This window comes from Pseudooceanicola atlanticus (assembly GCF_000768315.1).
GTDB lineage: Bacteria > Pseudomonadota > Alphaproteobacteria > Rhodobacterales > Rhodobacteraceae > Pseudooceanicola > Pseudooceanicola atlanticus.
The window spans coordinates 588,371-611,450 of record NZ_AQQX01000002.1; the positions used below are offsets into that span (position 1 = coordinate 588,371).

General features: G+C 62.0%; 21 protein-coding genes, 1 tRNA gene and 1 pseudogene. 5 read left to right on the forward strand and 18 right to left on the reverse strand.

Annotated features, from left to right (window positions below; genetic code table 11):
- Positions 1-4: 4 nt before the first annotated feature.
- From fliE to ATO9_RS06930, 3 genes are read right to left on the reverse strand one after another with little or no spacing between them, the layout of a single operon-like run.
- Positions 5-292 carry a flagellar hook-basal body complex protein FliE gene (fliE, locus tag ATO9_RS06920; protein WP_043747133.1) on the reverse strand — a complete coding sequence of 96 codons (288 nt, stop codon included), beginning with the start codon at positions 290-292 and terminating at the stop codon, positions 5-7.
- 11 nt (positions 293-303) lie between these two features.
- Positions 304-696, reverse strand: a complete 393-nt coding sequence (gene flgC / locus ATO9_RS06925) for a flagellar basal body rod protein FlgC (protein ID WP_043747135.1) — start codon at positions 694-696, stop codon at positions 304-306.
- Positions 697-705: 9 nt separating this feature from the next.
- A complete protein-coding gene (locus ATO9_RS06930) occupies positions 706-1,095 on the reverse strand; it encodes a FlgB family protein (protein WP_043747411.1) in 390 nt (129 codons plus the stop codon).
- 85 nt (positions 1,096-1,180) lie between these two features.
- Between ATO9_RS06930 and ATO9_RS06935 the strand changes: the two genes are divergently transcribed.
- Positions 1,181-2,656, forward strand: a complete 1,476-nt coding sequence (locus ATO9_RS06935; RefSeq protein WP_081979476.1) for a FliI/YscN family ATPase — start codon at positions 1,181-1,183, stop codon at positions 2,654-2,656.
- A gap of 22 nt (positions 2,657-2,678) precedes the next feature.
- Here the strand turns inward: ATO9_RS06935 and ATO9_RS06940 are convergent, their stop codons facing one another.
- The 6 genes from ATO9_RS06940 to ATO9_RS06965 all read right to left on the reverse strand — a co-directional run bounded on the left by ATO9_RS06940 (position 2,679) and on the right by ATO9_RS06965 (position 6,676).
- Positions 2,679-3,503, reverse strand: a complete 825-nt coding sequence (locus ATO9_RS06940; RefSeq protein WP_043747137.1) for a DUF1217 domain-containing protein — start codon at positions 3,501-3,503, stop codon at positions 2,679-2,681.
- Positions 3,500-3,904 (reverse strand): flagellar biosynthesis repressor FlbT, encoded by a 405-nt coding sequence (gene flbT / locus ATO9_RS06945; RefSeq protein WP_043747139.1) that lies wholly within the window; start codon positions 3,902-3,904, stop codon positions 3,500-3,502. Before flbT ends, ATO9_RS06940 begins: the two co-directional genes overlap by 4 nt.
- Positions 3,904-4,278, reverse strand: a complete 375-nt coding sequence (gene flaF, locus ATO9_RS06950; RefSeq protein WP_043747141.1) for a flagellar biosynthesis regulator FlaF — start codon at positions 4,276-4,278, stop codon at positions 3,904-3,906. The genes flbT and flaF overlap by 1 nt, the downstream gene beginning before the upstream one ends.
- A 79-nt stretch (positions 4,279-4,357) precedes the next feature.
- Complete coding sequence (locus tag ATO9_RS06955; RefSeq protein WP_043747143.1) at positions 4,358-5,833, reverse strand: flagellin N-terminal helical domain-containing protein; 1,476 nt, start codon at positions 5,831-5,833, stop codon at positions 4,358-4,360.
- 212 nt (positions 5,834-6,045) lie between these two features.
- Positions 6,046-6,402 (reverse strand): hypothetical protein, encoded by a 357-nt coding sequence (locus ATO9_RS06960; protein WP_043747144.1) that lies wholly within the window; start codon positions 6,400-6,402, stop codon positions 6,046-6,048.
- Positions 6,392-6,676, reverse strand: coding sequence for a rod-binding protein (locus ATO9_RS06965; protein ID WP_052418149.1), 285 nt, complete (start codon positions 6,674-6,676; stop codon positions 6,392-6,394). Before ATO9_RS06965 ends, ATO9_RS06960 begins: the two co-directional genes overlap by 11 nt.
- A 112-nt stretch (positions 6,677-6,788) precedes the next feature.
- On the opposite strand from ATO9_RS06965, the gene ATO9_RS24220 reads away from it, so the two are divergent.
- From ATO9_RS24220 to ATO9_RS06990, 3 genes are all read left to right on the forward strand, one after another.
- Positions 6,789-10,529, forward strand: a complete 3,741-nt coding sequence (locus ATO9_RS24220) for a flagellar hook-length control protein FliK (RefSeq protein ID WP_156127810.1) — start codon at positions 6,789-6,791, stop codon at positions 10,527-10,529.
- A gap of 9 nt (positions 10,530-10,538) precedes the next feature.
- Entirely contained in the window at positions 10,539-11,213 is a 675-nt protein-coding gene (locus ATO9_RS06985) for a flagellar hook capping FlgD N-terminal domain-containing protein (protein ID WP_043747152.1), read from the forward strand.
- Between the two features lie 127 nt (positions 11,214-11,340).
- The gene (locus tag ATO9_RS06990; RefSeq protein ID WP_043747154.1) at positions 11,341-12,453 is read left to right on the forward strand and encodes a THUMP domain-containing class I SAM-dependent RNA methyltransferase; all 1,113 of its coding nucleotides are present in this window, start codon (positions 11,341-11,343) and stop codon (positions 12,451-12,453) included.
- Here the strand turns inward: ATO9_RS06990 and ATO9_RS06995 are convergent.
- The gene (locus ATO9_RS06995; RefSeq protein WP_043747156.1) at positions 12,450-13,997 is read right to left on the reverse strand and encodes a gamma-glutamyltransferase; all 1,548 of its coding nucleotides are present in this window, start codon (positions 13,995-13,997) and stop codon (positions 12,450-12,452) included. The genes ATO9_RS06990 and ATO9_RS06995 overlap by 4 nt on opposite strands.
- A 4-nt stretch (positions 13,998-14,001) precedes the next feature.
- Positions 14,002-15,414 carry an FAD-binding oxidoreductase gene (locus ATO9_RS07000; protein WP_043747158.1) on the reverse strand — a complete coding sequence of 471 codons (1,413 nt, stop codon included), beginning with the start codon at positions 15,412-15,414 and terminating at the stop codon, positions 14,002-14,004.
- Positions 15,415-15,542: 128 nt separating this feature from the next.
- On the opposite strand from ATO9_RS07000, the gene ATO9_RS07005 reads away from it, so the two are divergent.
- Positions 15,543-15,619, forward strand: a tRNA-Met gene (locus ATO9_RS07005).
- A 104-nt stretch (positions 15,620-15,723) separates the two neighbouring features.
- On the opposite strand, the pseudogene ATO9_RS24675 reads toward ATO9_RS07005, so the two are convergent.
- The 7 genes and pseudogenes from ATO9_RS24675 to ATO9_RS07035 form a co-directional block, all read right to left on the reverse strand.
- Positions 15,724-15,984 (reverse strand): annotated as a pseudogene (locus tag ATO9_RS24675) (hypothetical protein); the annotation flags it as partial.
- Positions 15,985-16,042: 58 nt separating this feature from the next.
- Positions 16,043-17,746 carry an ABC transporter ATP-binding protein gene (locus tag ATO9_RS07010; RefSeq protein WP_043747160.1) on the reverse strand — a complete coding sequence of 568 codons (1,704 nt, stop codon included), beginning with the start codon at positions 17,744-17,746 and terminating at the stop codon, positions 16,043-16,045.
- An 87-nt stretch (positions 17,747-17,833) separates the two neighbouring features.
- The gene (locus tag ATO9_RS07015; RefSeq protein ID WP_043747162.1) at positions 17,834-18,898 is read right to left on the reverse strand and encodes a siderophore-interacting protein; all 1,065 of its coding nucleotides are present in this window, start codon (positions 18,896-18,898) and stop codon (positions 17,834-17,836) included.
- Positions 18,895-19,716, reverse strand: coding sequence for an ABC transporter ATP-binding protein (locus ATO9_RS07020; protein ID WP_043747164.1), 822 nt, complete (start codon positions 19,714-19,716; stop codon positions 18,895-18,897). The genes ATO9_RS07015 and ATO9_RS07020 overlap by 4 nt, the downstream gene beginning before the upstream one ends.
- On the reverse strand, positions 19,713-20,759 hold the full coding sequence (locus tag ATO9_RS07025; RefSeq protein WP_420329713.1) for a FecCD family ABC transporter permease: 1,047 nt from the start codon (positions 20,757-20,759) through the stop codon (positions 19,713-19,715). Before ATO9_RS07025 ends, ATO9_RS07020 begins: the two co-directional genes overlap by 4 nt.
- On the reverse strand, positions 20,756-21,793 hold the full coding sequence (locus ATO9_RS07030; RefSeq protein WP_043747166.1) for a FecCD family ABC transporter permease: 1,038 nt from the start codon (positions 21,791-21,793) through the stop codon (positions 20,756-20,758). The genes ATO9_RS07025 and ATO9_RS07030 overlap by 4 nt, the downstream gene beginning before the upstream one ends.
- Positions 21,790-22,773 carry an iron-siderophore ABC transporter substrate-binding protein gene (locus tag ATO9_RS07035; RefSeq protein WP_043747168.1) on the reverse strand — a complete coding sequence of 328 codons (984 nt, stop codon included), beginning with the start codon at positions 22,771-22,773 and terminating at the stop codon, positions 21,790-21,792. The genes ATO9_RS07030 and ATO9_RS07035 overlap by 4 nt, the downstream gene beginning before the upstream one ends.
- Positions 22,774-23,080: the final 307 nt, after the last annotated feature.

The window sequence follows — 23,080 nt, forward strand, 5'->3', positions numbered from 1 at the left end:
AGGATTACACCGGCATCCGCAGGATTTCCTGGTACGCCTCGACGACCTTGTCCCGGACGGTGACCGCGGTTTCCACGGCCAGTTCCGTCTGGGTCAGGGCCTGGACAAGCGTATGGGGGTCTGCCTGTCCGACCATGGCGGCTTTTGCCGCCGCTTCGCCCTCTTTGAGGGTGCTGGCGAAATCCGAAACAAGCCGCGCCGCCGTCTCGCCCGCGCCGGACCCGGGAACGGGTTCGGTCGCCGGACGGGAGCTGGCGTATTTCTGGGCGGCATTCAGGGCACGAATATCCATTCTGGAGCTCCTTATCTGCGCAACAGTTCAAGCAGGGAGCCGGACATCTGCCGGGCCTGATCGAACATCTTGAGGTTGGCTTCGTAGCTGCGCTGCGCTTCACGCGCGTCAGCGATTTCGATCACCAGATCGACATTCGATCCATCGTAGTGACCATTGGCATCGGCGAGCGGATGCGATGGATCGTAGAGTTGATCCAGCGGCGACTGGTCGAGTTTCACTCGACCGGTGCGCACGATCCCCTCACCTTCACCGGCGCGTGCAACGCTTTCGAACGGCACGGTTTTTCGCCGGTATCCCGGAGTGTCGACGTTGGCGATATTCTCGGACACGTGGCGCAGACGCTGCGCCTGGGCTTTCAGCCCGCTGGCCGACACGGACAGGGAATTCAGAAAATCGGACATGATGCCTCCTTACCGGCGCCCGATGGAAGCGCGCAGCACGCTCAGGCCGGAGCGATAGATCGCAACCGCCTTGTCATGCTGGCGCTTCACGTCGACGCCCTTGAGCATTTCTTCCTCGAGAGAGACGGAGTTGCCGTTGGGGTTTGAATCTGCGGATTTGGTATCGAACAACCCGGGGTCCAGCGACGCGGCCGGGCCGTGCAGGTGTCCGGCACGGGTCGCGCGGAACGTCGCCGTGCCCTGTTCGGTACGGTAGAATTCCTTGAACGGAACGACGTCACGCGCCCGGTATCCGGGCGTGTCCGCATTGGCGATATTTGACGCGATGACACCCTGCCTGGCCCCGGCATGGGAGGCCATGGCATGTGCCATGCGGAACAGTTCCAACGATTTGAACATCGGGGCTTCTCCCTCGATTGGCTTCAATCAAGGCTTAACCCTGATTCCTTTAGAAATGGTTCTTGAGCGACAAAGGATGTTCAGGATGAAGCAGAACGCTTTCGAAGGGTTGCGGGCCGAAATCGAGTCCCTCTCGCCGGTCCGCCAGATCGGCCGGATCATCGGGGTTGAGGGATCGACGCTTCGTATTGCAGGGTTCGGCCAAGCCGCCCGGATGGGCGATCAGGTGCGCCTGACCCGCCCCGATGGCTCTTATCTTGGTGGCGAGGTCATTCGCATCGATGCGGATGTCGCCACGATCCTTCCCGACGATGCCACCGACGGCGTTTCACTGGGCGATCGGGTGACGCTGATGGGTCGTGCTCGGATTGCCCCGCATGACGGTTGGATCGGGCGGGTCATCGACCCCTATGGCCAGCCGCTGGACGGCCAACCGCTGAACCGCGGCCAAGAGGAACGCGCCCTGCGCAACCCGCCGCCGCCACCCGCGCAAAGGGCCCGTCTTGGCCAGCGCCTGGAAACCGGCATGGCCGTGTTCAACACCATGCTACCCATCGTCGACGGCCAGCGGATCGGCCTCTTCGCCGGTTCCGGCGTTGGTAAATCCAGCCTGCTGGCACATTTCGCAAGCCACATGGAATCCGACGTGGTGGTGATCGCCCTGATCGGCGAACGCGGGCGTGAATTGCGCGACTTCGTGTCCGACGTCCTGGGCGAAGAAGGCATGGCCCGCGCCATCGTCATCGCCGCGACTTCGGATCGCTCGCCACTGGTTCGCCGGCAATGCGCCTGGACGGCAATGAGCGTCGCCGAACACTTCCGGGATCGCGGACAACGCGTGCTTTTCCTGGCCGACAGCGTCACCCGTTTCGCCGAAGCACACCGCGAGGTCGCTGTCGCTGCGGGCGAACCGCCTGCCCTTCGCGGCTATCCGGCATCGACCTCCCACACGATCATGCAGCTCTGCGAACGCGCTGGCCCAGGACTCGAGGGTAGCGGCACGATCACCGCCATTTTCAGCGTCCTTGTCGCCGGGTCTGACATGGAGGAACCGATTGCCGACATTCTGCGCGGGGTTCTCGACGGCCACGTCGTGCTAGATCGCAAGATCGCGGAACGTGGCCGATACCCGGCCATCGACGTTCTGCGCTCCGTATCGCGAAGCCTGCCACATGCCGCGACCGAAGCGCAGAACGACACGATCGGGAATGCGCGTCGCATGCTCGGCGCCTATGCCCAGAACGAGATGATGATTCGCGCAGGCCTCTATTCCAAAGGCAGTGACCCTGCTTTGGATGCCGCGATTGCAGGCTGGCCAGATTTGGATGCCTTCCTGAGCGAGAAAGAGGGGCAAAGCATCGAAAATTCTTTCAATCGCCTCACCTTGATCCTGCGACGCGCGAATTCGGGCTCCTCCCGGCAGACCGCGACAGGCAACCGCTCGGCCGAGCCGCGCCAGCGCAACAGCCCAAAGCCTACGAAGGCGGCCTTACCCAGTCCGATGGCCCAAATGGATAGTCTGACTAGTACTGCCAATAATATAAGTGGGTCGAAGTCTTAGTATCTCGGCCCACGTCGACTTATCAGAAGAACGAAGACTGCGAGCGTGCGAAATTCGCCGCGTTTTCGAGAAGCGAAACGGCAATGTTGGCGGAGGAAGCCACCTGAATTTCCTGGATCTGTGATCGAGCCAGGAACCGGTGAACCAATTTCTGCTGCATCTCCGGTTGGCCGAACTCAGCGAAATCCGAGACATCGAATTGACGATTGGCGCGATCCTTGAACTCTTCCAGTTGCTTTTCGATGTCCAGTTGGCTGAAGCTGTTGGGCAGCCCCATGGCCATCTCGAAAACCTGTCGTAACGGCGGGTTGCCCATCACGCGCAGCCACTTCGTATTGTCGCTGACATTCGCCTCCGCCAATTCGGGAAGGGCGCGTTCGGCGTTCAGCGCTAACCGCATGGATTGATCCTGCTCGCCCACGGCAACTTCAAATTGCTGCCGGCGAAACTTGGCGGTGATGTTGGTGCCGAAATCCGAGAGCTTTGTTCGGGGCGTGGAATAATCACCGAACCCGAAAGCCTTCGAGAAATCCCGATATCTCTTGTCCGACAACCTGTTCGCCAGAGTGTCGTCATCAAGCGTACCGTCTTCGAGGATCCGTTGGACGAAATACTTGTTGTTGATATCATCCTGCAGATCGAAGGCACCGAGGGCGACCCGCAACAACCTGCGATCGTTGACGAGGTCTTCCGCTGTATCGATTTCACCAATCTTGGCCTCGAAATATTCCGTGTCCCTCATCATCTGCGGGCTGGCTTCAAACGCCTTTGTCTGGGTTTCCAGGGTGCGGCCCAGATAGGACCAGGCCGCAAGTCCTGAACCGAAAATGACCGGTTGAAAGGTCATGACATACGAGCCCCAAGCAGTCGCTCTTCCCGCGGCAAAAGACTCCGCAATGCCTTGAGACATTGGTAATGCTGATCCTGGAGTACCGCGTGGGACGCTTCGCTGAGTAGTTTCCGGCTGTCGGGGTCCGTGAGGATCTGACTCAGCTCTTCGATGCGTCGGAGCAACTGAAATTCCATCTCCTCCGCATCGGCATCCCCGGTCAGGACCAGCTGGGCAAGGTAGCATACTCGCCGGACCGGCGTGGTCGCGTCGTCCGGATGAATGGCATCCTTGAGCCGCAGAATATTGACGTTGGGCGTCATGATGGAGAGCCGCGACCGGCGATCCCCGTTTTCTATGACAGCACCATTGATCAGGACCCGTTCCTTAGGACCGAGTTTCAACACCAGACCACCCATCACTTGCCCCCTTCCTTTCTGAGGCCACGCATGATGGCAGAGTTGATTTCGACCAGGGCAGCGACGCTGCCCTTGCGTTGCAGTACCTTGCGGCTGTGGGTTTGCGTGAACTCCGCCAGATAGAAGATCTGTGCGCGAAGCTCGTCCGTAAGAGTGTTGTTGTCATCGACAACATCGGCCGCAAGCAGCGTCCAGAGTTGCCGGTTGTCGTGGATCGCGCGACAAAGCTCGGAGAAGCCTGCATTTCCTTTTCGCGCGGCGGCGATCAGCCGATGCGTGATACGGGCCAAGACTTCGTATTCCGTACCGCGAGCTGTCCTCGTCGGGGCGGTGGCTTGTCCGTATGCGCGCTGTGCCAGAGAGTGGGCGGTCACGTTCTGTCCTTCCGGTTCTTGTTCATGGTCTCAGGCAGTGGATGACCGGGCCGGCTTTGCGGCCCGGTCAGTTGTGCCCTTACCGGAAGAGCGAGAGCAGGGATTGCGGCGCCTGGTTGGCGATGGACATCGCCTGAACCGCCAGCTGCTGCTGAACCTGCAGAGCCTGCAGACGTGCCGAGGTTTCTTCCATGTTGGCGTCAACCAGCGACCCGATGCCGGACTTCAGGCTATCAGTCAGCTTGCCGATGAACTCCGACTGGGTCTCGATACGGCCCTGGACGGAACCGAATGCAGCAGCGGAGTCGATCGCGGTATCGATGTAGGTCTCGATATTCTGAAGCGCTGCAGCAGCACCTTCATCGGTCGTGACATCGATATCGTCGAGGCCGGCCAGACCACCGGTTGCCGTACCGTCGGCCGCACCGGTCACCGCGAAGGCGAGCGTGGTGCTGTTGTTGTCCACCTGCAGGACGAACTGACCCGAATCGTTGGTGGTCACCGCGGTCGAGATATCGGACAGGCCGGCACCATCGATTGCCGTTTTCAGACCGTTTGCAACGTCTTCGAAGGTCTCGCCTTTGCCGGCGACGTAATCGAAGTCCTGCGACCCGATCGTGACACGATAGCCATCGCCTTCATTCACGCCAGCGGTCGCGCTGAAGGTCACGGTTTCGGCACGCGCTTCGAGGGCTGCGTCACCGCCATAAGCGCCCGTGGTCGAACCGGTCGACGAGAAGGCAAGTGCGGTGTCTTCGAACGCGACGGTCGAACTCAGCGTGATCGCGGCACCTGCCACGGTCGCGGTGATACCTTCGATACCGGCCGCGTTGATCGCAGCGGTCAGACCGGCGGACGCGTCGTTCAGCGTGGTGGAGTCGGCGGTATAAGCAACAGTCGTATCGCCAATCTCAAGGCGCAGAACGTCACCGATGCTCTGAGCCGTGGACAGAGTCAGGGTTTCGGTGATCGCGGTATTGACCGCGGCAGCGGCAGAGGCTGTCGCGTTCGCTGCCAGCGAGGTGCCGGTCGAGTTGTAGGAGCCGGCATCATAGGACAGATCCTGGCGTTCGACCGCGATGGAGCTGGACGACACCGAGCCGTCGTTTGCACGGTCGAGCGAGGACAGAACCTCAACGTCTTCCGTGCCTTGCAGCAGGTTGAGGCCATTGAACTGGGCCGCCGTCACGACGCTTTCGATCTGGTCGGTCAGCGCGTCGATATCGGTCTGCAGCTTGTTGCGATCAACGTTGCCTTCATTGGCAGAGATGATCTTGCCTTTCATCTCCTGCAGCAGATCGGTCACAGTCTCGGAAGCGTTCCGCGCAACAGCGACGGTCGACTCGCCGAGAGACAGGCTTTCAGAGATTGCCTTGAAACCTTTGACGTCGGATTCCATGACTTTGGAAATCGCCCAGACGGCAGAGTTGTCCTTGGCGCTGGAGACCCGTTTGCCGGTCGAAATCTGGCTTTGGGTTTCGGTCATCGACTTGTTGACCGATTTCAGGGTTTGCAGCGCAACCATTGCGCTGTTGTTCGTCAGAATGCTGGACATGCATTACTTCCTTTGGTCTGGGGCGCTTTGCGCCCGTTGCACATCCCGCCCCGAGCCGGAGCGGTTGAATACGTCGTTCTGACCTGTGCAGTTGTCGGGCACTCACCCGGTCGCCGCGCCATCCGATCTGGATGCCCGACCAACATCGACCTAAGAAGCTAATGGATCACTAAATCGACCTGCCTCCTTTCGCTGCATTTTATGAAAAACCTTCACGCCCGACGTTCGACCTTCGATGTCACTGCAGACGGCAGGGACGTTTTCAATCCGCGCTCATCGTATGTTTCCAAGGACTTGCTGAGCTTTCGCAACGTCGCGAAGCGGTTGGCCACGTGGCGAATTCCCTGCAGCGCATTGTCCAGAAGCTCCTGATTTCTCAGCGCTTTAGTCTGAAGATTCTCCAGTTGGGCGCTGTCCGGGCCCTGTAAGTCGTTCAACTGTTCCAGCAAGATGGTTTTCTGATCGACGAGCCCCGGAATTTCCGAAAATTCTCCGGACATCAGGACTTCACGCTCCCGATCCAGGATCTGATCGAAAAGATTTGCGATATTCTGATTTTCATTCGTCATTCTGACGCTCCTTCAGAGAGTTGAACAAAGCTTCGCCCAGGGACAAACCGCCCGCAGCGGTCAGCTCCCTCGCATATTCGTCCCGCAGGAAGGAGGCGAACTGTCCTTCGCCTGCACCACCGCCGAACAAGGATGGCGTCTCGGCGACACCTGCGGACTTCAACATTTCAGAAAGAAATGTCGCCTCAAGCTGATCCGCCACAGCCTTGAGTTTCTTGTCCGCACTGCTCTGCGGCTGGCGGTACGTCGAGGCAGAGATCCCGGAAGTTTCCATTTTGTTTACATCCAATTCTCATCAGTTTTGCCGATCATGCCCCTCAAGCGGTAAAGGATCGGTAACCAAAACCAGCGAAAAGAGAACAAAGGAAGAAATCCCGAGTACAAAAATGAAGACCAAAGCGCTGAAAATACTGTCGTTGGCCCAGTTGACGTCGACTGCCGTGGACAAGTCCAAGAAAGCGGACAAACCGAAGATCGACTTTGGCGCGATCGTCAAAAGCATGGCCAAGGATGGAAGTGGATCAGACGTCGACAACAAGACGCAAGTTGGAAAGTCCGATAAGGTCGTAAAAGCAAGTCCCGAGCATTCGGAAAATCATGAAGTCGCAGAAGACATCTATCTTCCGGAACAGCGAGATACGCAAGTCTTGATACGGGAATACCGCAAGACCACAAAAAAATTTGCCGACAATAGTCCTGCGACTTCAATCGAACCAGAACTTTCTCTCAATGGATTCGACCGAGAAGACGCGAAAGTCCTTAATCCTGACAACAAAGCACCTGAAGACGATCGGGAACCGGTCAGCCCCGGAAGCCCAAATAAGACCGTTAGTTCGGATAGAGAATTATTGCGCAAATCGCCGCTAGCGGATAGCGCCAGAAATGAAGAGTTTTATCCAAGCGGACCACAGTCGCAATTTCCACTTGAAAATACTCGTGCATTGAAACCCTCAGGAAAAGTCGCCGATTACTTGGAAGCACGAGCGTCCGGCGAAAAAACGAAGCGGCCGGAAACTGCGCCTTCTAATTCATCATTGCCCGCCAAAAACGATGAATCCATAGAAACGGCAGAAAAAGGCAAGTTGCCGCCCGACGACATCGAAAATTCAAAGGAACGCCAACGCCCCTTCCTGGACAAGGCGGATCTGAGAGCGAATGAGTATGTCAGAAGAAACGATGATGATCTTCCGAAGAAGAAGACCAATCTGACCAACTCATTAACTGTTGACCCTCGTTCTCGCGACGCGATCTCTAGAGCTGAACCGAAAGTAAAGTTCCCGGAACAAGCCAAAATCCGTTCGTCCGTCACGACGAAAATCTCCACGCCCGCACCCGTTGAAACCGGAATTAACAGCTATGCGCCCGATCAGGTGTCAAAAGTTCTCAGGCAAAATCCTGTGACCAACGTCACGGCGCACACAGAGACCCCGCGCGACAAGGCGCCTGAAACAGTTGATGGTTTTTTGGTTTCGAAACAAAGAACCAATGCAGCGGTTGAGCGGCAAGCGAATGAGCGTGCACAGCCTAACAAGAAACTTGGAACTGATCAGCTCGCGCCTCAAGAAGCCGGGACGGAGACACGACCAGGTGACATCAAGCCGACTGTTGGCGACGCAAAGAGCAGTCATATTCAAGAAAAGAAATCATCTACAGAACGGGACACGAGTGTGGTTCGATTTGTGACCGCGCACACTAGCGGGCAAGAAAACGAAACGTTGATCCCAGCCACATCTGAGAGTTCGAGCACGCCCAAGCTATTGGCACCTCTTTCTTCCGCTCGCAAAACCGCACCAATTTTCACCTCCGAACAATTTTCGCATTCCATAAATGCGCAGCATGATGATGAGCAGACTCCGGAGGGCAACAATATGCTTGCAAATGGCGCCAAAGAGACAGGCAAATCCCACGGCTGGGAGCATACTGCAACGTCCAGCCCTGTGATTTCAGGAATAAAGGAAACATCTGAAAGAATAATCGGCATTCAAAATTTTGAAGTCGTGCGCCGGAAGGAGCAGAGTGATATTAATATTGCCAAAAGCAGTGAGACGGCACTGAAGCCCCAAATTATAGAAATAGAAATTACTCAAAATCGGAGCACTCGTCACTTAGATAATATTGAAAATCCCAAGACCGACGCGGAAAATTCGAAAAATATGTCACGTCAACTGTCGCGAAAAGCAGGAACTACCCCTATTAATGAAAAGAGTATTGCTCGACTGTCAGACCCTGCACGTGACCGTCAAGACCTTATCGTTGGCGGCGATGGCGTGGGTGTTTCAAAACTCCATGAAGCAGAAATCCAAGCCCCAAGACTGGATAGCAAAGGAAATAGCCGGGTCGAAGCGGAACAGCCTCAGCGGACCCCAAAGAAATCCGAAAACGTAATAAATCAATCAACTATAAGCAGGAATCACAACGCAATTTCTGACCGAAGCGCGACGGCTGCGACCGTAGAAGATACGATACAGACACAGGGAAATCGCAAAATTCGCACACATATCTTGTCTGGTATGCGCCGAGATTTGAAAGACTCACACGATTTTCTTGGAGCTGGGTCACGCAAAAACGAGGAACAAAGTTCGTTTCGTTTGGACCGCGCCGGAAGCGGTCTGAAAGAAAAAAACATTCCAACTCCGCCGGCAGAATTGGACGGAATAACTCAGGCAAGTATTCGTGTCACCGCGAACCGATTGCCGAAAGTGGATGGGTCCCCTATGCAATTGCCAGACCACGGGCTGTTGAAGAACGACAGTTTGCGAGCAGTCGTCCGTGCAGAAGACTCACCGACTTCGTACACCGGGAAGACGGAACGTCCTCCCCAGCCACAAGTATATTCCGAACGCATGACTCCTAAAGAAGCCTCGTCCCTTCCTTCCTTGGCCTCGGGCGATAGGAAGGCCGGTGACGCGGGGGTGCGTGTTGGCCAAACCGCGACAGTCGGTTCCTATGACACGACTGAATCCAAACTGGTTATCGATCCGCCGTCGCAGGACAGGATGCGAACCAGGCCTGTTGCGGATCTCAAGCATCCGGAGACTGGGAATGGTCAACCTGAGAGAACTCGAAGGATTTTGGAGGCGCGACGACCGCCGAACCTCGGCTTTTCGTTGGGAACATCCGACGGGCGCGAAGTCGGATTTCCCATCCCAAAGACGTCCGTGCCAATAAATTCGAGTGCTGCCAAAGTGCCAGAGTCGCACCATTCGTGGGTGCCAAGGGCACAAAGTGCGTCTGCAGAATGGGCGCAAGGAGCACGTTTTGCATCTGTGAATGACATCGAATTTTCCGACGGTGTGGTGAAAGAACCGTACCCGGTGCCGAAAGAATCCAATCAGCCACTCGAGGTCAAACCAGGCCATCGCGACGTTCTTAATACAGCGCCGCCAATGGCTGTGAAGAAGGAACCGCTTGCAGAAATCGACGTCAGTTTGGTTCGGAACGAACCTGTCGATGAGCGGGTATCAGGTGACCAATTTCCAACCCTTACGGACGGACAGGTTTCTTCGCGTCAGCGCGGAGCAACGAATCAGGGGCCGGAACTCAGGACAGAATCAATGGGACCTAGCGCCTTGGCCTCACCGCCGGCAGGTCTGACAAGCTTGGCCACCGATGCGGAACGGCCGATGTTGGATGAAGGGGACATCATTGGTGCAGGCGGCGCCATACCGCAGGCTGATGTTTCAACCGGGAGTCACCGGCATCAAATGGCCCCGCTCGCGCAGGCCAGAACGGTGAACACCGTGATTGATCGGCTGAAACCGGTGAAGGACGGCGCGATGGAGGTGGAACTGCATCCGGCTGAGTTGGGTCGGGTGCGCCTCCACGTGCAAACAACCGATAACGTGGTGTCTCTTGTGATTTCTGCCGATAGACCGGAAATCCAGGATCTTTTCCGCAGGCATGTCAGCGCATTAACCGAGTTTTATGAAGATATGGGCTACGACCGGGTCGACGTGGCTTTTGCCGGTGGCCAGGGGCCGGGATCCGGCCAGAGTGACAAAGATGGCGCGGGGACGTCCGGCGGCGCGACCGGGATGGAGATATCATCACGGGACGTGGCGGAGGACGACGTCGAAGCATATGTTGCTGGAATGGTTCAGGATTCCGGCGTCGATCTGAGATTGTGAGGTTGGATCATGGAAGTAGCGAGCACAAGCGCCGGCAACACGCCGACCAAACCGCCTCAGGTGAAGCCAAAGGCGGTGATCAGCAGCGATTTCGAGACGTTTCTCAAGATGTTATCGACCCAGTTGCAGAACCAGGACCCTTTGAACCCGGTGGATTCAGCGGATTACGCTGTGCAGTTGGCGACGTTCTCTTCGGTGGAGCAGCAGGTGCTGACGAACAACCACCTGGAAGAACTGACAGCATCGTTCCAGACCTCCGGTATGGCGGACCTTGCCGGGTGGGTCGGAATGCAGGCGAAGAGCATGTCGGATGCGAGTTTCAGCGGCGCCCCCGTGACGTTGGCTCCGATCGTGCCGACGGTCGCGGATCGTGCGGTTCTTATTGGCAAGGATTCCAACGGCCAGGTCGTCTTGCGGGAGGATATCCCCCTGAATGCAAAGACTTACGAATGGGACGGCAAGAACGGCTCGGGCCAAACCGTACCGAACGGTGTCTATAGTTTCGAACTGGAGTCGAGCGCGAATGGCGAGATTCTGACGACCGAAACCGTCGCCTCCTACAACCGTGTGGTTGAGGCGCGGCGGGTTGGGCAGGAAGTGCAACTGGTGCTTGCCGGCGGCCAGGTTGTAAATGCGAACGAGGTCTACGGCTTGCGGGCGCCGGACGCGACGGCCGCGAACTGAGGATCGCCTAGGCCGCGTAACCCGCTGATTCCCCGTGTCGGTATTACGTCGGTGTGACGTCGGTATCGCGTCGGTGCGAGATCGGTATCCTGTCGCCTTGGCGCCGGAATGGCGCTAAGGGACGGATATGACCTCTGAGCGATTTGACATCTTCCTCGTCTGTGCGCCGGGTCTCGAACCGGTATTGCGGGACGAGGCGCGAGAGCTGGGCTTCACCGACGCAGCGGCCCAGCCGGGCGGCGTGACCGTAACAGGCAGTTGGGCAGATATGCGGCGGGCCAACCTGATGCTTCGGGGTGCGACCCGCGTCGTCATCCGGATCGGCGGGTTCCGCGCATTTCACCTGGCGCAGCTGGACAAGCGGGCGCGCAAGTTTCCCTGGGCGGAGTTCTTGCGCCCCGATGTTCCGGTGACCGTGGAGGCGACCTGCAAGGCATCGAAGATCTATCATGACCGCGCGGCGGCCCAGCGAATCGAACGGGCGATTCACGAGGAATTGGGGGCCGAGATCTCGAAATCCGCGTCGGTGCGGGTGATGGCCCGGATCGAAGACAACCTGGTGACCTTCAGCCTCGATACGACCGGCGAGAGCCTGCACAAGCGCGGCCACAAGGAGGCCGTGGGCAAGGCGCCGATGCGGGAAACGCTGGCGGCGCTGTTCCTGCGGCGCTGCGGCTATACCGGGGCGGAGCCGCTGCTGGACCCAATGTGCGGGTCGGGCACCTTCCCGATCGAAGCCGCGGAGATCGCCCTGGGCCTCGCCCCCGGACGCAGCCGCAGCTTTGCCTTTGAACATCTGGCGGGGTTCGACGCGGACCTTTGGGCCAGCGAACGCGCCGCGATCAGCCCCCGGACGACGAACCTGACCTTCCACGGATCGGACCGCGATGCCGGCGCAATCAAGATGGCGACCGCCAATGCCGAACGCGCCGGCGTCGCCGGGATCACCCGGTTCGAGCAGAAGCCGATCAGCGACATCACCCCGCCTGAGGGGCCGCCGGGGCTGGTCATGATCAACCCGCCCTATGGTGGTCGGATCGGCAATCGCAAATTGCTGTTCAGCCTTCACAAGAGTATGGGCGACGTGCTGATGGAGCGTTTCCGTGGCTGGCGGGTCGGCATCATTACCGACGATGGCGGGCTGGCCAAGGCGACCAACCTGCCCTTCCTGCCGCAGGAGGCGCCGGTGGCCCATGGCGGGCTGAAGGTGAAGCTGTACCGGACCGATCCGCTGGGTTAGGCCGAGGGCTCTGACACCGCGTCGGCCCAGGGGGACATGACCTCCGTGCAGCCCATATTGCGGCCGTCGCGCCGCATCACCGCCGAGGGGCAGGCCCAGAAAAACGGATAACTGACAGACGGTTGCACAGAGACCGGATAGGACTGGACCAATCGGTCCAGCACGTCCTGCGGAAGGGCGGAGTTGGCGACCAGCGTCTCGCCCGAAATGTCGAAGCGGGGTGTGTGGAAGGCCTGTTCCAGCGTCAGCCCGCCATCGGTGAGATGGGTCGAAAGCTGCGCAACCGCGCCCACGATCTTGCGCCCACCGGATGCCCCGACGGCAAAACCACCCTCCGGCGTGATCGCGATCGTGGGACAGATGTTCATCAGGCAAGGCTGACCGGACGCGAGCGAATTGGGTTTGCCCGGCTCCGGATCGAACCACATGATCCCGTTGTTCATCAGCATCCCGGTGCTTTGCGACAGGGTGCGACTGCCGAAGATCGACAGCAGGGTCTGGGTGACGGCGACCATGTTCCCTTCGCGGTCGATGACCGAGAAATGCGATGTGCAGCCGGGGCTGTCATGGGTTTCGCCGTCATGGCCCATCGTGGCGATCCGGTGGTCATAGGCGGCGCGCAGGGCGTCGGCCATCGCGGGGACATCGCCGCCGCTTGCAAGGCGCGTGAAGTAATCGGCGAGGGTCGGACCGGCGGTGAGGCCGGGCATTGTGTGGAACCGGGTCGTACCGCGATCGAAGCTGAGCGGTTCGAAGAAATTGGCCGTGTATGCCCTGAGATCCTCCATCGACAGGCAGCCGCCCTTGCCCTGGACGTCGGCGACCATGGCCTCGCCGATCTCGCCCTCGTAAAAGTCACGCGCACCGTGGCTGGCGAGGCGTCGCAGGGTTGCCGCCATGCCCGACATGTCCAGCCGCTGCTGCCCCGACCCGGTCCAGCCGCCGATGCGCGGCCAGGTGCCGTCTTCGAGGAAGATCGCGGCGAGGTCCGGGTCCTTCGCGATCAGCCGAGCCGAGGAAGTGGTGAGCAGGGCGGAATACCAATCGGCCAGCGGCCCCTCTTCGGCGATGGCGGTAGCGGGGGCCAGGAGGTCGCCCCAAGCTTTTGTTGCGAAACGGGAATGCGCGGCCTCCATCCCGGCGACCATGCCGGGTACGGCAACGGCGGTCGCGCCCACGACGTTGCGGTCATCCTTGACCGCGGGCCAGGGGAAAAGGTCGGTCGCACGGGCCGCGCCGGTCAGCGGGTAATCGGCGACATCGAGCGCGGCCGGGGAGCGCATGCCGAAGTTCAGCGCATAGGCGCGCTGTTCCTTTGCGCGCCAGATCACCATGGCACCGCCGCCACCCGGCCCGCTCATCCAGGGTTCGACCACGCCCAGGGTAAAGGCCGTGGCGATGGCCGCGTCGATGGCATCTCCGCCCTCGGCCAGGACCTGGGCCCCGACCTCGCTGGCGCGACGATGCTGGGAGGCGACGACGCCGCCCTCCGTCTCGGTCACGGTCTTGCTGGTCTTCTGGGTGGCGGAGAAATTCGTCTGCATCGTGTCAGCCTTCGATCGGTGGCAGGACCTTGCCCGGGTTCATCAGGTTCAGCGGATCGAGCGCGGCCTTGATCGCCCGCATTGCCGCAAGCGCCGCCGGATCCTTGCGCCGCGCCATCGACGACAGCTTGGCCTCGCCCACACCGTGTTCGGCGCTGAACGATCCGCCGAGGTCGATCACGATATCCTCGACCGCCTCCATGATCGCATCCTTGAGCTGTGCGTCGTTGACGGTGGGCCAGACGGTGTAATGCACATTGCCGTCACCCAGATGCGCCACGACCGACGTGTCGCTGCCGGGATCGACCCGCTGCATCGCCGCGTCAGAGCGGGCCAGGAAGGTTTCGACCAGGTCCAGTGGCACCGCGACGTCGTTGGTGACCCGGAAGGGATGCAGGGTCGCGACCTCTGCCGCAGCTTCGCGCCGGGCCCACATCTCGCGCCGCTGGGCTTCGTTCCGGGCGACGATTGCGTCGTCGATGCGGCCGTCCTCAAGGTACTGGCCAAGGATATCCTCGAGATAGGCGACGATGGGGATCTGCCCGTCCTCGCCGGGTTCGCAATCGCGGGGCGACAGGGCGCCGATCTCGATCAGGATGTTGACCGGGTGGCGGTCGTCGAAGGGCAGCTTGTGCGCGGGGTTCAGCCGGACGTAATCGCCGACGAACTTGTCGGGCATGTATTCGAAGGCCTCGACCAGGCCGCCGGTGGCCTTCTGCACCTCGTTCAGCAGCGGCAGGGCGTCCGACAGCTTGGCCATGCCGATCATCGCGGTGGCATAGGCGCCGGGCTTGGGCATCAGCTTGAGCGTGGCGGCGGTGATGACCCCCAGCGTCCCCTCGGAGCCGATCAGGAGGTGGCGCAGGTCATAGCCGGAATTGTTCTTGTGCAGGCCGCTCATCAGATCGACGATCTGGCCGTCGGGCAGAACCGCCTCGATCCCCAGCACCAGGTCGCGGGTATTGCCATAACGCAGAACGTTGGACCCGCCCGCATTGGTGCCCAGGAACCCGCCGACCCGGGCCGACCCCTTGGCGCCGAAGGTGAGCGGAAAGACCAGGTTCTGTGCCTCGGCAGCGTCATGGATATCCGACAGGATCGCGCCGGCCTCGACCACGGCGATGCGGGCCTCGGGGCGAATCTCGCGGATCGCGGCCATGCGTTCGAACGACAGGATCAGCACTCCGTCCCCGATGCCACCACGGGTCAGACCCGACCGTCCGCCCACCGGAATCACCGGCAATCGCAGCGTGTTGGCCAGCTTGATGAGGTCCGACACTTCCTGCGTGGAGGCGGGGCGTGCCACGGCCGCCGGGGTGGCCTGCCACATGCCGGTGATGTCTTCGCCGTAAGGCGCGGCATCCGCCCCGGTCAGAACGTTCTTGGGGCCGACGATGGCGGCAATCTGGTCAATCATCCGGAGATCCTTTCAAGCGTCAGGATGATGGCCATCCCCGCGACAAGAGGCAAGGGCACGCGAAGTGCGAAAAGGTCGGTTTTTCCCGCTTGACCTGACGCGCCCCGTGGCCTAAACGGCCCCGGTCTGGCGGAGTAGCTCAGTCGGTTAGAGCAGCGGAATCATAATCCGCGTGTCGGGGGTTCAAGTCCCTCCTCCGCTACCAGACCTTTCCCAGTGACCATTTAGATCGACGTCTGCGGCTGTTGATTTGCGCATCGTTCAGATGCCATTTCGGGGGTGCAGGGGTAGCAATATTCGTCTTCAGACATGAAAGTCGCGTCGTGACACAGCAAGCGCGTCACACATCCAATTTATCGGCCATACCCCTCGGTGCTTCGTCATGAATCCTACCATCAAAGTTGGTCCCGGGCGAATTAGGCGTTCGACCATTGTCCTCGGGCCAATGACAAAACATGGTCTCACCCTTTTTAAGATGTAAAGCTCGGCATTCAGCTTGGATAGCTCCCGTCGAAGAGACCAGAACTCTTCTTGCTCTGGGGTAAGCTTGCCATTTCCAGGCAAGGCAGCCGATGGGGTCTCAAGTTTCATAAACACCCTATCTCGGCGCCCACGAAACCGGCCGAATCTAATTCGAATTCAGCCGGGCATAACGGCCGGCCATCGCGCGCAGTTCTGCATCGGTGCCGATTTCGACGATACGGCCTGCATCCATCACCGCGATGCGGTCGGCGTCGCGGATCGTGCCAAGGCGGTGCGCGATGACCAGCGTGGTGCGGTCACGGGACAACTCGTTCAGGGCGATCTGGATCTGGCGCTCGGTTTCGGAATCGAGGGCCGAGGTCGCCTCGTCCAGGATCAGGATCGGCGGGTTCTTGAGAAAGGCCCGGGCGATGGCGACGCGTTGCTTCTGACCGCCCGACAGCATGACCCCGCGTTCGCCCACCACCGTGTTCAGGCCGTCGGGCAGCCCGGCGATCATGTCGGTCAGTTGGGCATGGCGGGCGGCGTCGAGGATCTGCTCCTCGGTCGCGTCAAGCCGCCCATAGGCGATGTTTTCCCGCAAGGTTCCCCCGAACAGGAAGACATCCTGGCTGACGATGCCGATCTGGCGGCGCAGCGATTGCAGGGTCAGGCCGCGCGTGTCGCGACCGTCGACGGTGATCTGCCCTGAGGACGGGTCATAGAACCGCGGCACCAGCGACAGCAGCGTCGTCTTGCCGGCCCCCGAGGGGCCGACAAAGGCCACGGTTTCCCCCGGTTCAACGGTGAGGGAGATCTCGCGGATCACCGGACGGTCATCGCCATAGTCAAAGCTGACATCGTGAAACCCGACCGCGCCGCGCAGCGCGGGTGCCGCCACGGCATCGGGGCTGTCGGTCACGTCCGGTGTCGTCTCCATCAGGTCGAGGTAGCGGCGGAAGCCTGCGATGCCGCGGGGATAGACCTCGATCACCGCGGCGATCTTGTCGAGCGGGCGGAAGAACACGCCGACAAGCAGCAGGAAGGCGACGAAGCCGCCAGTGGTCAGCGATCCGTTCAGCACGAAGATCGCCCCGGCCACCATCACGATCACCTGGATCAGCCGCATCCCCATGTAGTTCAGCGACGACGATGCCGCCATCACCTTGTAGGCGGCCAGCTTGGTCTTGCGATAGGCGGCATTGTCCTTTGCGAACAGGGCCTTCTCGTGATCCTCATTGGCGAAGGCCTGCACGACGCGCATACCGCCGACGTTCTCCTCGAGCCGGATGTTGAACGATGCGACGCGGGCATAGATCTCGCGCCAAGTGCGTGTCATGCGACCGCCGTAGAACACCACGATCGCAACGCAGGCGGGCACGATGGCCGCGGTGATCAGCGCCAGTTCCACGTCGATGGTCAGCATCAGGATGAAGGCCCCGATAAAGGTCATCACCGCGATGAACAGGTCTTCGGGGCCGTGATGCGCGACCTCTCCGATCTCTTCCAGGTCGCGAGTGACCCGGGCGACAAGCTTGCCGGTGCGCACCTTGTCGAAATAGCTGAAGGACAGCCGTTGCAGGTGGTCGAAGGCGCGGCGGCGCATCTCCGTCTCGATATTGATGCCCAGCATGTGGCCCCAGTAGATCACCACCGCCATCAGCCCGGCATTGACCAGGTAGATCACCAGAAGACCGATCGCCGCCAGCACGGTCAGCGGCAGGTCCCCCGAGGGCAGCAGCCGGTCGATGAAGGCCTGCACGGCCAGTGGAAAGGCAAGCTCCAGCAGGCCCGAGATCACGGCGCAGCCGAAATCGATCCAGAAAAGAGCCTTCCATGGGCGGTAATAGTCAAAGAACTGGCGGAGCATTCTGTCTTTCCATGGCTGGCGCCCGAGGGGCGGGCTGGCAATCCGGTCGCGGGAGGAGAGCTTGGTCGCAGTAGCAGCGGCGGAGCTTCACGCCTCCCAGTAATAGGCGAAATATCCGTCTTTCGGCCCGATGCGGAGCGTGTCGCGGAACCGGGCCTTGGCCTTGCGGACCAGGTCTTTCTCGGCGGCGATCCAGACATACCTGTCGTCGCCTTCCGGCAGCGGTTCCGTCGCCAGAACATCCCAGAGCGCTTCGCCCCGGTCGCGCACGAGCCAGGTCAGGTCCATTCCTGCCGGGCGCGGCATGTCGCAGATGTCAGCCTCTGTCCCGACCTCAAGCACGATGCGGCCGCGCCGGTCGGCCGCGGAATGTTCAAGGATGCGACGGATCGCGGGCAGCGCGGTTTCATCCCCGGCGATCAGCAGGTCCTTACCGGGTGGGAAATCGCCGCTGCCCGGGCCGGTGATGCCCACCACCTGCCCCGGCTGTGCCGCCTGCGCCCAGCCGGTGGCGCGCCCGCCCTCGTGTTCGAAGATGTCGAAGCTGAACCGCCCCTGCACGGGGTCCAGATCGACGAAGGTATAGACCGCGCGGTGCAATTGATCGGCGCCCGTGGGCATGATGGTCCGGCCGGCCTCGTCCAGACGGGGCCAGACCGGGTCCCGCCCCTCGGGTGGCAGGAGGAGCGAGAAATGCATCCCCCGCCCCTCGTCCAGCCGTTGCGTGTCGGCACAGGCCATCTCGACCCGCAGGAAATGCGGCGCGACGCGCCGGACCCCGCGCACGGTGGCGGTAGCAAAGTTCAGGGGCGTGCGGTTGCGGGCCACATCGCCCTGCCAGTCGGCGCTCGGGCCCAGCCCCGGCGCCACGTGATCCAGGATATGCAGCAGGTAATCCCGGATGTTCTGCAACGACACGGCATCCACCGCATCGACGCGGACGCGCAGGTCCGTGGCGCCCCGTTCCATCGCGACCTTGGCCAGCGGCACGGTCACAATCAGGGCGCTTTCCCGTTCCTCGAGCTCCAGCTCCGCCGCGCGGGCATGCGCGGCGATATGCGGGATCAGGTCATCGGGCAAAGCCCCGGCGAAGGTCGCCGTGGCCTGGGCAGCATAGGCCTGTTCGGCATGGGTCTGTGCGGCATGGGTCATGCGGAAAGCTCCTTCCTGGCGGGTTCGGGCGGGGTCAGGTGACGCCCGAGCGGCAGCATCATCGGCTGGCCCGAGGTCGGGTCGGTCATCACCCGGCAGGGCACGCCGAAGACCTGTTCGACCATGTCCTCGGTCAGAACCCGTTCGGGCGATCCGGCGGCGTGGACCTGCCCCTGCCGCATTGCGACCAGATGGTCGGCATAGCGCGCCGCGAGGTTGAGATCGTGCAGCACCATCACGATCGTGGTGCCGCGCCGACAGTTCAGGTCAACCAGCAGGTCCAGCACCTCGATCTGGTGCGCGATGTCGAGAAAGGTCGTCGGCTCGTCCAGCAGAAGGATATCCGTCTCCTGCGCCAGTGCCATAGCGATCCAGACCCGCTGGCGCTGCCCGCCGGAGAGCTCATCGACGTCCCGATCCGCAAGCTCCGCCGTGCGCGTCGCCTCCAGCGCATGGGCCACGGCGATGTCATCGGCCTGCGTCCAGCGCGAGAGCATGCCCTGGTGCGGATGGCGGCCATGGCTGACCAGATCGGCCACCGTGATCCCGTCCGGCGCAATGGGCGATTGCGGCAAAAGGCCCAGCACCCGCGCCAGCTGTCGCGTCGGCATATCGCGGATCGACCGGCCCTCCAGCACGACCTGGCCCGAGCTGGGTTTCAGCAGGCGGGACAGGCAGCGCAGCAGGGTGGACTTGCCGCAGGCATTGGCCCCGACGATCGCGGTGACCACACCTGGCGGCACGGTCAGGTCCAGATCGGTCAGGATCGGGCGGCCGCCATAGCCGGCGTTCAGGGTTTCGGCGGTGATTGTGGTCATGTCTCTCTCCCGGTGCGGTTGGACCGGATGATCAGGTAAATCAGGTAGGGTGCGCCCAGGGCGCCGGTGACGACACCGACGGGAAAGCGCCCGGCCAGCAGGTGCTGCCCGGTGTAATCGCCGATCAGCACCAGCAGCGCCCCGACCAGCGCGGCGGGGATCAGCGGCGACCGGCCCGGTCCCGCGATCCGCTTGGCAATCGGTCCGGACAGGAAGGCGACGAAGGCAATGGGCCCCGAAACGGCGGTTGCCACCGCGATCAGCCCGACGGCCGCCATCACCGCAATCACCTTGTCCCGCGCCAGCGGCACGCCAAGCGCGGCGGCGGTGTCATCGCCCAGCCGCATCGCCTCAAGGTTGCCACGCCGGGCCAGCAGCAGGCCGCCCAACACCAGCAGCGCCAGCATCAGCGGCAGTGCCTCGTCCAGCGTCGCGCCGTTGACGCTTCCGGTCAGCCAGCGCAGGGCGTCCTGCAAGGTCCAGGACGGCGCGCGCGACAGGACATAGGCGATCAGGCTGTCCAGCATGGCGGCCAGCCCGATCCCCACCAGGATCAGCCGCGCCCCCGACACCCTGTCGCGCCAGGCCAGCAGGTAGATCAGCAGCGCGATGCCAAGCCCGGCGATGACGGCGGTGACGGACACCGCAGCGCCGCTCCAGCCGAGGATGACGATGGCGAAGACAGCCGCCGCACTGGCCCCGGCACTGATGCCGATGATGTCCGGGCTGGCCAGCGGGTTGCGCAGCAGCGTCTGGAAGATCACCCCGCCCAGGCCGAAACTCATCCCCGTCAGCACCGACAGGGTGGCCCGTGGCAGGCGCAGTTCCGTCACCGCGAAACTGGCCCCCGGCACGTCGTGGCCTGAGAAGATGCGCAGCAATTGCCCCGGCGTGGTCAGCGTCGGCCCGGTCATCAACGTCGCCAGGACGCCCAGCACGACCAACGCAGACATGATGGCCACGAGGCGCAACCGCCCCCTGCTCCGCGCGGCGCGCAGCGTGCCGATCCATGCGGTCGTGTCGCTATGCTCCACGGCGCTCACAGGTCACGCACCCGGCGCTGACGGACGATCCAGATGAAGACGGGCGCGCCGACAAAGGCTGTCACGATGCCGACATCCATCTCGGACGGACGGGCGATGATGCGGCCGATCACGTCGGCGACGATCAACAGGATGCCCCCGGTCAGGGCGGAAAACGGCAGAAGCCAGCGATGATCGACGCCGACCAGCAGGCGGCACATATGCGGCACCACCAGCCCGACGAACCCGATCGGCCCGCAGATCGCCGTGGTCGCCCCGCACAGCAGCACGGCCCCGAGCGCGGCGGCCGCCCGCGCCCAGGCAACCTGCGCCCCCAGGCCGGCAGCGGCCTCGTCACCCAGGGCCAGCAGGTTCAGGCTGCGCGCCGACAGAAGGCACAGCACCAGCCCGACGGCCAGGAACGGCAGGCAGGGCAGGATCGCGTCAAAGCTGGCCCCGCCCACGCCGCCGATCTGCCAGGACCGCACGCCGCCCGCGATATCGTTGCGCGGCAGGATGATCGCCACGGTGAAAGACGCCGACGCGATGGAGGTCGCCGCCCCCGCCAAGGCCAGCTTCAACGGTGTCGCCCCGCCCCGGCCCAGCGACCCGACCGCGTAGACGAAACAGGCCGCGATCCCGGCCCCGAGGATCGCCGTCCAGAGAAAGGCATCAAGCGATTGCATCCCGAACCAGGCCATGCCGATCACCACCGCCATCGCCGCGCCGGCATTCACGCCCAGGATCCCCGGATCGGCCAGCGGGTTGCGCGTCACGCCCTGCATCACCGCACCCGCCAGCCCAAGTGCAGCACCCGCAAGCGCCGCCAGGACCGTGCGTGGCACCCGGACGGCGACGACGGCCTGCGCCATCGTCTCGGTCGTGCCCGATACGCCCGCCACGATATCCGCCCAACCGACATCCCGCGTCCCCAGGCTGACCGACAGAATGCAGGCCAGGGCAAGGCCAAGCAGCACGACCGCCAGCCAGGCGGCCCGGCCGCGTCGGGACCGGCGCAACCCGTCGAGGGTCGCAGTGCCGGCGGCAGAGCTCATTCGACCCGGCTCGCGGCGTCGGCCAGGCGCGACACGTAATCGTCCAGCACCCAGGGGATCGACAGCGGTGTCGGGTTCGCCGCCGTCCCGACCGGATCATTGCCAAGCAGCACCACGGCCTCGTTTTCCACGGTCTTCATGCGCGAGGTCAGCAGGTTCGACTTCACCCGGTCGAACAGCGCCCTGCCCCCGTAGGTGACGATGATGTCGACATCGGCTAAGGCGTCGATCCGTTCGGCGCTCATCTCGCCGGAATAGCGGCCCGGCTCCGTCGCCTCCATGACGGCCTGCGGCGAATGCAGCCCCAGATCCTCGAGGAACCGCACGCGAGGGTCGTTGGCCGAATAGAACCGGATCACGCTCAGGTCGCGGATATCGAGGTGGGTAACGAACATCGCGCTTTTGCCCGCGATGACGGGATGGTCGGCGACGACATCGGCGATCTGGCCCTCTATCTCGGCGATCAGCGCCTCGCCTTCCTCGGTCAGGCCCAGCCCGGCCGCGTTCAGGCGGATCATTTCGCGCCAGCCCGTCGACCACGGCCCGTCGCGAAACGGGATCACCGGGGCGATCTTGCTGAGCGTCTCGTAATCGGATTGCGACAGACCGGAATAGGCCGCCAGGATGACATCGGGTTGCGTGGCCGCGACGGCCTCGAAATCGATCCCGTCGCCCTCATCGAAGAGCGTGGGCACGTCGGCCCCCAGCTGCTCCAGCCGGTCCGAGACCCAGGGCAGCAGGCCATCGCCGTCGTCATCGCCGAAATTGGCCCGGGCGAAGCCCACCGGAACGATGCCAAGCGCCAGGGGCACCTCGTGATTGGCCCATGCGACCGTTGCGACCCGCGCGGGACGGGTGGGAACGGTGGTCTGCCCGTAGGCGTGATCGACGGTGACCGGAAACTCGTCGGCCAGGCCCGGCTGCGCGGCGCCAAACCCGAGCCCGATCACGCACAGGATCATCTTCGCATAATGGAACATGGTGGAATGGACCTCCGGCCCGGGTCATTTCAGTCGACAATTTCGGTCGGCTTTTCACTTCCCCGCCAGTCCGTCAAGCTGGCCGGGACCCGCAAAAACGCAATTCCGAGTATTTTTGACAGGTTTCCCGGAGAATCCGACAAAAACAGTCGATATATACAATACACATCTCCGCGATCCTGCGTTAGGTGCCGGCAATGCCGGGGCAGCCGGGCCGAATCCCGGCCCTGCAGTTCCGGCGCACTCATGCGGAAGGGGCACAGACGAAAGTCCGGCCCCCGACGCCGCAAGCAAACCGTCTTCCCTC

Coding starts and splice junctions, on each gene's coding strand:
- ATO9_RS07035 (WP_043747168.1), bottom strand. CDS start 22,773: ATGTTCCATTATGCGAAGATGATCCTGTGCGTGATCGGGCTCGGGTTT.
- ATO9_RS06930 (WP_043747411.1), bottom strand. CDS start 1,095: ATGTTCAAATCGTTGGAACTGTTCCGCATGGCACATGCCATGGCCTCC.
- ATO9_RS07000 (WP_043747158.1), bottom strand. CDS start 15,414: ATGATTGACCAGATTGCCGCCATCGTCGGCCCCAAGAACGTTCTGACC.
- ATO9_RS07015 (WP_043747162.1), bottom strand. CDS start 18,898: ATGACCCATGCCGCACAGACCCATGCCGAACAGGCCTATGCTGCCCAG.
- flgC (WP_043747135.1), bottom strand. CDS start 696: ATGTCCGATTTTCTGAATTCCCTGTCCGTGTCGGCCAGCGGGCTGAAA.
- ATO9_RS07010 (WP_043747160.1), bottom strand. CDS start 17,746: ATGCTCCGCCAGTTCTTTGACTATTACCGCCCATGGAAGGCTCTTTTC.
- ATO9_RS24220 (WP_156127810.1), top strand. CDS start 6,789: ATGAAGACCAAAGCGCTGAAAATACTGTCGTTGGCCCAGTTGACGTCG.
- ATO9_RS07030 (WP_043747166.1), bottom strand. CDS start 21,793: ATGAGCTCTGCCGCCGGCACTGCGACCCTCGACGGGTTGCGCCGGTCC.
- ATO9_RS06995 (WP_043747156.1), bottom strand. CDS start 13,997: ATGCAGACGAATTTCTCCGCCACCCAGAAGACCAGCAAGACCGTGACC.
- ATO9_RS07020 (WP_043747164.1), bottom strand. CDS start 19,716: ATGACCACAATCACCGCCGAAACCCTGAACGCCGGCTATGGCGGCCGC.
- ATO9_RS06935 (WP_081979476.1), top strand. CDS start 1,181: ATGAAGCAGAACGCTTTCGAAGGGTTGCGGGCCGAAATCGAGTCCCTC.
- ATO9_RS06990 (WP_043747154.1), top strand. CDS start 11,341: ATGACCTCTGAGCGATTTGACATCTTCCTCGTCTGTGCGCCGGGTCTC.
- ATO9_RS06960 (WP_043747144.1), bottom strand. CDS start 6,402: ATGACGAATGAAAATCAGAATATCGCAAATCTTTTCGATCAGATCCTG.
- flbT (WP_043747139.1), bottom strand. CDS start 3,904: ATGGGTGGTCTGGTGTTGAAACTCGGTCCTAAGGAACGGGTCCTGATC.
- ATO9_RS06940 (WP_043747137.1), bottom strand. CDS start 3,503: ATGACCTTTCAACCGGTCATTTTCGGTTCAGGACTTGCGGCCTGGTCC.
- ATO9_RS06965 (WP_052418149.1), bottom strand. CDS start 6,676: ATGGAAACTTCCGGGATCTCTGCCTCGACGTACCGCCAGCCGCAGAGC.
- ATO9_RS06955 (WP_043747143.1), bottom strand. CDS start 5,833: ATGTCCAGCATTCTGACGAACAACAGCGCAATGGTTGCGCTGCAAACC.
- ATO9_RS06985 (WP_043747152.1), top strand. CDS start 10,539: ATGGAAGTAGCGAGCACAAGCGCCGGCAACACGCCGACCAAACCGCCT.
- fliE (WP_043747133.1), bottom strand. CDS start 292: ATGGATATTCGTGCCCTGAATGCCGCCCAGAAATACGCCAGCTCCCGT.